Origin of the sequence: uncultured Desulfovibrio sp. (assembly GCF_949282365.1) — a bacterium.
GTDB lineage: Bacteria > Desulfobacterota > Desulfovibrionia > Desulfovibrionales > Desulfovibrionaceae > Desulfovibrio.
On record NZ_CASDOY010000018.1, the window covers coordinates 30,436 to 40,556 of the forward strand.

At 66.6% G+C, this 10,121-nt stretch carries 9 protein-coding genes; 2 read left to right on the forward strand and 7 right to left on the reverse strand.

Annotated features, from left to right (window positions below; all coding sequences use genetic code 11):
* The first annotated feature begins 152 nt into the window (after positions 1–152).
* Both Q1X76_RS05550 and Q1X76_RS05555 read left to right on the forward strand, forming a co-directional pair.
* Positions 153–1,433, forward strand: coding sequence for an IMP cyclohydrolase (locus Q1X76_RS05550; RefSeq protein ID WP_300718575.1), 1,281 nt, complete (start codon positions 153–155; stop codon positions 1,431–1,433).
* A gap of 89 nt (positions 1,434–1,522) precedes the next feature.
* Positions 1,523–3,025: a cobyrinate a,c-diamide synthase gene (locus Q1X76_RS05555; RefSeq protein ID WP_300718577.1), complete on the forward strand. Its 1,503-nt coding sequence runs from the start codon at positions 1,523–1,525 to the stop codon at positions 3,023–3,025.
* A gap of 827 nt (positions 3,026–3,852) precedes the next feature.
* On the opposite strand, the gene Q1X76_RS05560 is transcribed toward Q1X76_RS05555, so the two are convergent.
* The 7 genes from Q1X76_RS05560 to Q1X76_RS05590 all read right to left on the reverse strand — a co-directional run.
* A complete protein-coding gene (locus Q1X76_RS05560; RefSeq protein ID WP_300718579.1) occupies positions 3,853–4,434 on the reverse strand; it encodes a nitroreductase family protein in 582 nt (193 codons plus the stop codon).
* A 680-nt stretch (positions 4,435–5,114) separates the two neighbouring features.
* Complete coding sequence (locus Q1X76_RS05565; protein WP_300718588.1) at positions 5,115–5,762, reverse strand: redox-sensing transcriptional repressor Rex; 648 nt, start codon at positions 5,760–5,762, stop codon at positions 5,115–5,117.
* A 925-nt stretch (positions 5,763–6,687) separates the two neighbouring features.
* On the reverse strand, positions 6,688–7,011 hold the full coding sequence (atpE, locus tag Q1X76_RS05570) for an ATP synthase F0 subunit C (protein WP_300718581.1): 324 nt from the start codon (positions 7,009–7,011) through the stop codon (positions 6,688–6,690).
* Positions 7,012–7,099: 88 nt separating this feature from the next.
* Positions 7,100–7,804 carry a F0F1 ATP synthase subunit A gene (gene atpB / locus Q1X76_RS05575; protein ID WP_300718583.1) on the reverse strand — a complete coding sequence of 235 codons (705 nt, stop codon included), beginning with the start codon at positions 7,802–7,804 and terminating at the stop codon, positions 7,100–7,102.
* Positions 7,805–7,844: 40 nt separating this feature from the next.
* On the reverse strand, positions 7,845–8,273 hold the full coding sequence (locus Q1X76_RS05580) for a hypothetical protein (RefSeq protein ID WP_300718585.1): 429 nt from the start codon (positions 8,271–8,273) through the stop codon (positions 7,845–7,847).
* Positions 8,267–8,743 carry an AtpZ/AtpI family protein gene (locus Q1X76_RS05585; protein ID WP_300718586.1) on the reverse strand — a complete coding sequence of 159 codons (477 nt, stop codon included), beginning with the start codon at positions 8,741–8,743 and terminating at the stop codon, positions 8,267–8,269. The genes Q1X76_RS05580 and Q1X76_RS05585 overlap by 7 nt, the downstream gene beginning before the upstream one ends.
* A 391-nt stretch (positions 8,744–9,134) precedes the next feature.
* Positions 9,135–10,121, reverse strand: a 987-nt coding sequence (locus Q1X76_RS05590; protein ID WP_300718587.1) for an RsmD family RNA methyltransferase, incomplete at its 5' end; no start/stop codon positions are given.

The following is a 10,121-nucleotide window of genomic DNA, read 5'->3' on the forward strand; positions in this document are numbered from 1 at the left end:
CCGCTTTTCCCATGCAGCAGTGTCGCCGGCAACACCGGATGCGCGCAGGGCGGCCGTGCCGTCCCTTTCCGCTGCCCTGCTGCCTGACAAAGATCAGCTTCGCGCGGACAGCATGGGAGCGGGTCCTGAACCTAGGCATATCTGGAGGCATCATGACGACCGACCTGAAGGCCATGTACAAGAAAGTCCACAAGGACGCTTTCCCCGAGACCATGACCATTTTGCTGGGTGACGAGAAACTTGTGTACCACAAGCGCGTCTGGACCCTGGACAATGAGGAGAAGGGCCTGCGCTACGGCGAGAACCCCGACCAGCCCGCCGCCCTGTATGAACTGCGCGAAGGCGGCATCACCTGCGGCGGCCTGCGCTGGCGCGGCCCCGGACAGGGCATCGTCTCGGCCATGACCGAGGCCCAGATGATCCAGGCCGGCAAGCATCCCGGCAAGACCAACCTCACCGACGTGGACAACGGCGCCAACATCCTGCAGTACCTCAGCGATCGCCCCGCGGCCATCATCCTCAAACACAACAATCCCTGCGGCGCGGCCTGGGACGACGCCGGCGTGGCCACGGCCCTGGACAAGGCCTTCTGGTGCGACCGCATCGCCGCTTTCGGCGGCGCGGTGGTGGTCAACCGTCCCTTCACCCGCGAGGCCGCCGAGATGGTGGCCGCCAGCTACTTTGAAGTGGTGGCCGCCCCGGCCTACGAAGAGGGCGCGGTGGAGATCCTCAAGGGGCGCAAGAACCTGCGCATCATGGAACTGCCCGGCCTGGGCCGCCTGGAAGAGCTGACCAGCTCCGCCTTCCTGGATATCAAGAGCCTGGCCGACGGCGGCCTGGTGGTGCAGAAATCCTTTGTGAACCGCATCCTCAGCGATGCCGACTTTCTGCCCGCCGAAGCCACGGACAAGAACGGCGTCACCGTCACCGCCCGCAAGCCCAATGCCCAGGAAATGGCCGATCTGCGCTTTGCCTGGGCCGTGGAAGCCGGCGTGACCTCCAACTCGGTCATTTTCGCCCGCAACGGCGCCACCGTGGCCATCGGCACCGGCGAGCAGGACCGCGTGGGCTGCGTGGAACTGGCCATCCACAAGGCCTATACCAAGTACGCCGATACCCTGGCCTTCCGCGAGCATCAGCTCTCCTTCTACGAGCTCAAGCAGAAGGCCGCCACCGACGCCGCCCTCAAGGCCGCGCTGGACGATATCCAGGCCCGCACCCAGGAGGCCCGCGGCGGCCTGCCCGGCACGGTGCTGATCTCCGACGGCTTCTTCCCCTTCCGTGACGGCGTGGACGCCGCCATGGCCCAGGGCGTCACCGCCATCGGTCAGCCCGGCGGCTCCATGCGCGACACCGAAGTCATCGCGGCCTGCAACGAGGCCAGCCCGCAGGTGGCCATGGTCTTCACCGGCCAGCGCTCCTTCAAGCACTAGCCTGTTCCCGGGCACGGCGCCGGTCGGCGCCGTGCCCTTTTTTCATGCCCGCGGCCCCGCCGCCCCTCCGTCAGCCAAGGATGCCCGCCGTGCCTGCCTGCTCCCCCTCTCCCGCCACCGGGGCCCCGTCCGCCCGTATCTGCATCTCCGCCCTCTCCGGGGGCGGCGGCAAGACCCTGCTCTCGCTGGGGCTGGCACGGGCCTTTTCCCGGCAGGGCCTGGCCGTGCAGCCCTTCAAGAAGGGCCCGGACTACATCGACGCGGCCTGGCTCTCGCTGGCGGCCGGGCGGCAGGCCAGCAATCTGGACCCCTATTTCCTCTCCCCCGCGCGCCTGCGCGCCCTGTTCGCCCATGTGATGGCGCGCGGCCGGGCCCGGCTGGCCCTGCTGGAAGGCAATCGCGGCCTGTTCGACGGCATGGACGTGCACGGTTCCTGCGCCACGGCCGAACTGGCCCGCAGCCTGGACTGCCCGGTGCTGCTCAGTCTGGACTGCACCAAGATGACCCGTACGGCGGCGGCCCTGGTGGCCGGGGTGCGCCAGTTCGACCCCGGGCTGCGGCTGGCCGGCGTGGTGCTCAATCAGGTGGCCTCGGCCCGGCACGAACAGATCCTGCGCGAGGCCATCGCCGCCTATACGGACGTGCCCGTGCTGGGGGCCCTGCCGCGCCTGCGCGAGAACCCCCTGCCCGAACGCCATATGGGCCTGGCCTCCCTCTGCGGCGACGACCTGTCCCCCCGGGCGCAGGAGATACTGGAGCGGCTGGCCGACGTGGTGCGCGAGCATGTGGATCTGGAACGGGTGCTGGCCATCGCCACGGATCTGCCCGCGCTGCCCGTGGAGGCGGATTTCTGGGACGAAGCCGCCTGGTCCGGCAGTGCCGGCGCCGCGGACGGGAGCGCCGCGCAGGCGGAGGCCCTGCCCGCGCCGCGCATCGGCTATGTGCGCGACCGCGCCCTGTGGTTCTATTATGAGGAGAATCTGGAAGCCCTGCGCCGGGCCGGGGCCGAGCTGGTGCGCCTTTCCCTGCTGGACGGTGCGCCCTGGCCGGAACTGGACGGCCTGTACCTGGGCGGTGGTTTTCCCGAAGACTGGGCGCAGGAGCTTTCCGCGTCGCCGCATCTGGCGCGCATGGCGGCCCTGGCCGGGGCGGGCATGCCCGTCTATGCCGAGTGCGGCGGCTTCATGGTGCTGGCCGCGGCTCTGGAGCGCGACGGGAAGCGCTGGCCCATGAGCGGCATCTTTCCCGTGGAGACCCGCTTTTGTCGAAAACCGCAGGGCCTGGGCTATGTGCGGGCCGAGGTGGTGCTGCCCAATCCCTATTTCCCGCAGGGCTCTGTCCTGCGCGGCCATGAGTTCCACTATTCCCTCTGCCGCGAGCCCGCCGCGGGTGGCGACAGGATGGCCTATGCCCTGCGTCTGCACAAAGGCACGGGCATGGGCCGGGATGCCGACGGCTGCGGCCGGGACGGCCTGCTGCGCGGGCGGGTCTGGGCCGCCTACTGCCATATCTTCGCCCCGGCGGTGCCCGCCTGGGCCCCGGATTTCGTGGCCCTGGCCCGGCGTTACCGGCAGGAACGGACAGGGGAGTGACGATGATCCTTATGAGGGGGCGAGGGAGACCGTTTTGAAAAACGGCTCTCCCTCTCTCCCTTGCCCCCTCTCCCTTCCCAAAACTTTTGTCAGGGGGCGTCGCGGGAGATGACGGCCCTGCTGCCGTACCTGCTGGCGGGCCCTCCTGATATTTTTGCCGGTCATGCCGGACAGCGCTGACGCATGCCCGTGTCCATGAGCGGAAAGATGCAGCGGCCCCGAAGCCTTGTCTTCGGGGCCGCTGCATCTTTGAGTCATGGGCTTTGGCCTGCTGGGCGTCTGACAGGCGCGGAACAGAACACCACCCGCCTTGCGGTGGTGTTGCCGGCTGTCGGGCAGGAGGGGAGGAAGGGGCCCTCTCGGCGCTGGCAGCAGCCGGATGGCGGCCCCTCCGGGACCGTGCCCGTCCGCGCGATGCGGGAAATCGCGGGCATCGGCAGGCAATGCCATAGCCTTCGCGTGTCACCGCTGCCGCCGTATCGGCCGCTCGCGCGGCGGTTCGCGGATGGCGGGCACACGTGTTTGCCCCGGAGGACGCTCCCCGCTGGCCGTCGCCATGCACAGGGCTCGTCCGCCCGCCGGCGACGGCACATCCGCAAGCCCTGCGGGCAATGCTTGGTGTGCGTGCCTTACGGGCAGCGGCAAGGACGCCAGGAGGCTTTCCCCCGGCCCTTTCCGCCCGCCTGTCAGGCACAGGACGCATCACGTTTTGTTTTGAGGGGGAAGGAAACCCCTTGCGTTGCCGTCGATGCCTGTGAGGCCTTACGGCCAACGGGCACGGCCCTGCGGGCCGCCTCAGAGACATGGCCCCGAAATGCGTCCTGCCCCTAAAAACGGTCCAGGATCAGCTTGTCCAGCGCCAGCTTGGGCACATAGTGCACCTGCTCGGCGTCGCGCCAGTAGCCCAGGGAGCCGCCTTCGGGCACATCGGCCACGCGGCGCACTTCCCTGGCCACGCCGAGGCCCAGCACCAGGGTGGGGCGCAGGTCTTCGGGCAGGCGGAGCAGCTCCGTCACGCCGGCATGGTCGAAGGACGCGATCATGCAGCAGCCCCAGCCGCGGCTGGAGGCGGCCAGCTGGATGGTCTGGGCCGCGATGCCCGTATCCAGCCAGACCAGATCGCCGGCGCTTTTGGGCATGCTCATGACGATGAAGCCCGTGGGGCGCTCGCCGGGGAAGGGGCCGCCCCAGTCCTTGAGGGCCGCGGCCCATTTGGTCATGGCGAACAGGCGCTGGCAGGTCTCGCCCGGCCCCACCAGGCTGTAGCGCAGTTGCTGCGCGTTGCGGGCGCAGGGCGTGAGGCGGGCGCAGTCGATGAGCCATTCCAGATCGGCCATCTGCAGCGGCTGTCCTTCCTCGAAACGGCGGCAGGTCCGGGCCTGTTCCACCAGCGTTCTGAAGTCGCTCATGGTTCTCTCCTGAAGGGCAGGCGTGCTGTCTGCCGGTAGCGGTTAGCGACGTCGTTCCGGTCCGCTCCGTGCCGCACGCCGTCGGACGCCGCCGCGTGGGGGAGGGGAAAACGTCTTCCCTTGCCATGACAACACGGAAGCCCGGCCCTTTTCAAGGAAAGATTTTTGGGCGCCCGCTGTCCGGGAGGGGCTGCCCGTATTGCCGCGCCCGACAGGGACAGCGTTCTGGGCGCTCCGTGCCCGCACGGGGGGCATGGCCTTGACCGGAGCCTTCGGCATCTTCTGGGGCCGCTCCTTGCCCGCACGGGGGTGTCAGCGGGGCATTGGCGTCGCGGCGTCGCTGTCAACAGGCGCTCCGTGCCCCGCACGTCTTGTCCCCGCGACGGCCGGGCCGGACCGGACGACGCATAAAACGGCAGGACAGGCGCGTCATGACGGCGTCTTGTCATCGGGCGTCGTTCGGTCGCCGTCCTGCCGGGGGCGAGGCCGGTGCGGGCGGCATATCATCGCCGGAGGCGCTTCCCCGCTGCCCTCCTTGGCAGGGCAGGGAAAACAGGGGGGCGGACAGGGGAGGCCGCCCCTGTCCGGGCCGTCCTGCCGTGAGGGCACGGGCCGGGACGGCAGAAAAAAAGAGGAGGACGTTCGTCCTCCTCCTGAAAAAACAGTTCCTGCTGCCGTGCCTAGCGATGCTGGGTGGTGTGGTCGAAAGCCAGCGCGTAGAGGTGGTGGAAAAAGTCCACATACTCCACATGCACATGGTCCGGGGTCTTGATGCGCGCCGGGGCGAAATTGAGGATGGAGGTGATGCCCGCGTCCATCAGATGCTGGGCCGCGCGCTGGGCGCGCTCGGGCGGCGTGGTGATGATGCCGATCTCGATGTTCTGTTCGGCCACCATGCCCTTGAGGTCCTTGGTGCAATGCACTTCCAGCCCGTGGACGATCTCGCCGATCTTGAAGGGGTCGCAGTCGAAGATGCCCACGATGTTGAAGCCGCGGGCGCGGAATTCGCCGTGGTTCAGGATGGCTTTGCCCAGGTTGCCGACGCCCACCAGAGCCATGCGCCATTCGCGATCCACCCCCAGGGAGGAGGTGATGGCCGCAATGAGGGAAGTGATATGATAACCCACGCCGCGGATGCCGAATTCGCCGAAGTAGGCCAGATCCTTGCGGACCTGGGAGCCGTTGACGCCGCAGGCTTCGGCCAGGGGATTGGAAGAGATGACTTCGACACCGTCCCGCGCAAAATTTTCCAGCACCTGCACATAGGTGGCCAGGCGCTGGATGGTGGCGCGGGGGATATGTTTGCTTTTGGGTTCCGTGGGCATGATCTGTTCCTGCTGCAGCTTGTGATGCTTTTGTGAAAATTAGTCTTTTTTATGTAATTGAAAAAAAAAGAATCCGCAAGCGTCGGAAATACAAAACCTATTCGTTGCGCTGATGGGACGCCGCCCCGATATGCCAATATATTCAGCCTGCTGGCCGGGCCAAGCGGGGCAGGAAGAAAACTGCGTATTTCAGAAAATATTTTACAAGTGTTCCGGGGAGCTGTGCGGGCGGACGCCCGGGCACGGCGGCAGGAGAGCATGGGCAAGATGACATGTTTTGTCATGATTCCGTGAAGGCTCGTACAAGGGCCGGCGCGCGGCGGGGCTCACGCCGGCGAAGCGTCATGGCCGGGGCGCGCCCCTTCCCTGTCGCTATGGCGATGGGTCTTGTGACGGGCCCGGCCCTGCGCCGTCATTGCGGCGGGCCGTCATGGCGGACGGGGCGTCGGGACTGTCGTTGCCGTGCTGGTTCACGGCCGAAGCGTGGTCCGGCCTTCCCGTTGTGACGACGGACCGTCAGGCGAAGGCGCCGGCATGGGCGCCGTTGTACGGGAATGGCGGGAAGGTGCGCCGCTTTTGTCTTTTGCGTCGGGCGCTATGCCCCAAGGGCCCGCGTGGTCCTGCATCGTGACGGCGAGCGCCATGTCTGGAGGTGTGTCGCCCTTCTCGTCCTTCTCGTTGCGGCAGGTCGTCATAGACGTCAGGGACGTCGGCATGCCGCTGCTACAGCGGCGGGGCGGCAGGGGGGCCTGTCACTGGATGAGAAGGCGGCGGCCAATCATCGTCACCGTGGCCGGTTTGCATGACGGTGCATCGTCCCTGGCCTGCTGGCCGGACCGCCATGAAGGGGCGCGGTCCGGCCAGGTCTCGCAGGCAAAAAAAAGGGGGGACCGAAGTCCCCCCGTCGCAGCGTTACTGCCTGAACGACCTACGCATAGGGGTTGGCGTACAGCAGGATGAAGCTGATGACCAGGGCGTAAATGGCCAGAGATTCGATGAAGGCGAAGGCCAGAATCATGGTACCGGTCACTTTGCCGCTGATGTCAGGGTTGCGGGCGATACCTTCGCAGGCGCCCTTGAGGCCCAGACCCATACCAACGCCGCAACCGCAAGCGGCGATACCGATGCCCAGAGCAGCGGCGAGGCAGGTGAAACCGAGAGCGGCGGGATCGAGCTGGTTGGCAGCGAAAGCCATGGAAGCCATACCCAGCAGGGCCACGGTGTTCAGGGCGATCATCAGAAGTTTGCGCATGTGACACTCCTTCAACAGTTTGTATAAGTTGGGTCGTTTCCGACCATTCCCCACAGATTCGGGGCCGCCTCCAGGGGCGGCTGGCGGATTAATGTTCCGGGGCCTCGATGGCGCTCTTGATGTAGAACATGGTCAGCATGAAGAACACGAAGGCCTGCATGGTCTTGCCCAAGAGGAACAGGGCGTAGATCGGGATGGTGCCCAGCAGGGGCGCCATGATGAAGAACAGGACCATGACGATTTCTTCACCGCGGATGTTGCCGAAAAGTCGCAGGGACAGAGAAAGCGGACGCGCCAGGTGCGACACGATTTCCAGGGGGAACATCAGCGGGATGAGGGCCTTGGAAGGACCGGTGAAGTGATGCACATAATGGGCCTTCCAGCGGATGAGACCCATGGCGTTGTAGAACACGAAGACGAACAGGGCCATACAGACCGTGGTGTTCAGGTTGGCCGTGGGCGCGTCGAAACCGGGGATGAGCCCCATCAGGTTCATGCCGAAGATGTAGATGAAGATGCCGGCCAGCAGCGGCACGAAGCGGCGGCCGGCCTCGCCCATGGTATTGCAGATGAAGGTCTCGATGGTATCGATGAGGGCTTCAAAGAAATTCTGCAGGCCTCCGGGCACAAGCGTCAAACGGCGGCGCACAAGATAGGCCACCACAAAGAGCACGGCCATGCAGATCCAGGAGTAGAAGACATGTTTGAATTCCACCACCTGTCCGCCGATCGTGATCTGGTCCATGTTGCAGAACGTGGAGAGTAATACCGGATGCGGCAAACCACCAGCCATGAGACATGCCTCCTGCTCGGTTAAGGTGAAAAATCCGGCGCTAGCGCTTGCCGGCCGCGCGGCTTGCCCACGCGTAGGTAATCAGCGCCACTGCCGTGGCGGCGGCCAGCCCTCCCAGCAGGGCCGTCAGCGGCGCCCTGCACACTGCAAGGGCCACATAGGTCACCACGGCCAGTACGACGAGCCTGCCTCCCCAGCGCAAAAGCACTACACGCAGGAATGCCGTACTGTATTCACCAAGGGGCTGCCGCAAGAAAAAACGCGCCAATCCCCAAAAAGTCCAGGTTATCATCGCCGCGCCCACGCCGAACCACAACAGCCCGGGGATGTGCGCGTAACCGACCCCGCCCATCACGAGGCAGATGCCGGTCAGCAACATCAGGTTCCGCACCAGGGGCAGGATGACCGGATGACTTATACCCCGGCGCCAGAGCCAGTTGTCAATATCTTTGCACAGGAAATCTAGCATTTTTCATCCGTGCGGTCCGGTCCGCCGGCCGTTTCGTCGCCCTGCCGTCCATCCTGGTCCGTGCCGTTGCGCAGGTGCGCCGCGGGGGCCTTGCCGGCATCCTTCCGGCTGATGGCGGCCGTTTCCGCCGCGCAGGCCGTGGCGATGCGGTCGGGGACGGCGGGCTTTGCCTTCTGCGTGCCGCCTGCCGGCACAGCGGCCAGGGCCTCGGCACGGCGCCGCTCGTCTTCGCGGGCCATCTTGCGCAGCAGGGCCTGCGTATCCTCATAGACGTTCTTGAAACCGGCGATGATACCGAGGACCAGGAACACCAGCTTCAACCAGGGACCCGTGCCCAGCCAGGAATCGAGTCCGTAGCCTATGGCGAAACCCACCAGCGGGCCGCTCACCATATGCATGCCGATGACGCCCGTGGTGGCAAGGGCTTCCATGCCCTTGCTCTGCTGCTTGAAAACATCCTTCAGTGACACGTTTTCTCCTGCCTCCGGCTGTGATGACGGGCGGGTACGGGCCGCAAGATTTTTCCGGCCCCTTGAAGCCGTGTCAATGTACAAATTATCACAATGGCATCGCTGCGTCAATGCAATTTGTGGATTTGCACCGGCTTCCCGCGCCGTCGGCCCAAGGGATTGTCATGCTATCCTGTTAAAAAATAATGATATTTTTAACTGTCTGATATATTTTATAAAAGTCGGCCATGCCGTGGCCGTCCGCTCCTCCCCGGTCCCGATCCGATCGCTTCCTCCCCGGCACGGGTCCCGTCCGGTCCCGCATACCGCTGCCGCACGGGGGGGAAGCACACCACCATATCATCCGGCTGGTGCCGTTGCGCTCGCCGTCGCTGCGGGAGGATGTCCGGCCTCAGGCGCGCCGCTGCCAGCAGCTCACGCTCTCCACATGCGGGCTGTGCGGGAAAAGGTCCAGGGGCGTCACATGGAGCAGCTCATAGTCCCCGGCCAGCAGGCGGGCATCCCGGGCCAGGGTGGCCGGATTGCAGGAGATGTAGACCAGCCGGGCCGGAGCCAGGCGCAGCAGGGCCGTCAGGGCTTCCGGGGCCACACCGCCGCGCGGCGGGTCCACCAGCACATGATCCCAGTGCCCGGGCGCGTGGCGGCGGGCCAGGGCGGTCAGCAGCCGGGCCGCGTCCCCGGCTTCGTAACGGCAGTGCCCGAAAGCGAAACGCCGGGCGTTGTCGGCCGCCAGACGTACGGCGCGCCGGTCGTATTCCAGGCCCAGCACTTCCGTGAAATGCGCCGCGGCCAGCAGGCCCGGCGCACCCGCGCCGCAATAGACGTCCAGCAGGCGGCGGGGGGCCTCCCCGCCCGGCAGCGGCGCCAGCAGCGCGTCCAGGGCCGTGGCGGCCAGCAGCTCGGCGGCACGGCTGTTGACCTGAAAAAAGGAAGCCGGGTCCAGCGCGAACCAGCGGCCGCCCAGCGGCAGATGGAGCAGGCCCGCTTCCCGGTCCGTTTTCCGGCCAGTGTCCCGATCGGTTCCCTGGTCCGTTCCCCGTGCGCCGTCCGCCGTCATGCAGGCCACCGTGCCGTCCGTCCGGCGCTCCAGGCAGAGCACGCGCTGTTCCCCGGCCACCAGGGCGTCCGGGGCGGCGCGTTCCTCATGGAGGAAGGCCTGCACGGAGGGGAAGGCGTCCAGCAGCTCCCGGCCCAGACGGGCCACCATGCGGCGCTGTTCCGCCGTGCCGGGACTGGTGATGCAGGTCAGCCACCAGCGACGTCCGGGCGCGGCGTCGTCCGCCTGTTCCGGCAGGGGCGCGGGCCAGCCGTAACGGAGCACGAGAAAGCGCCAGAAGCCGGGCTGTGGCGCGGGCGCGGCCTCCTGATGACGGGCGCG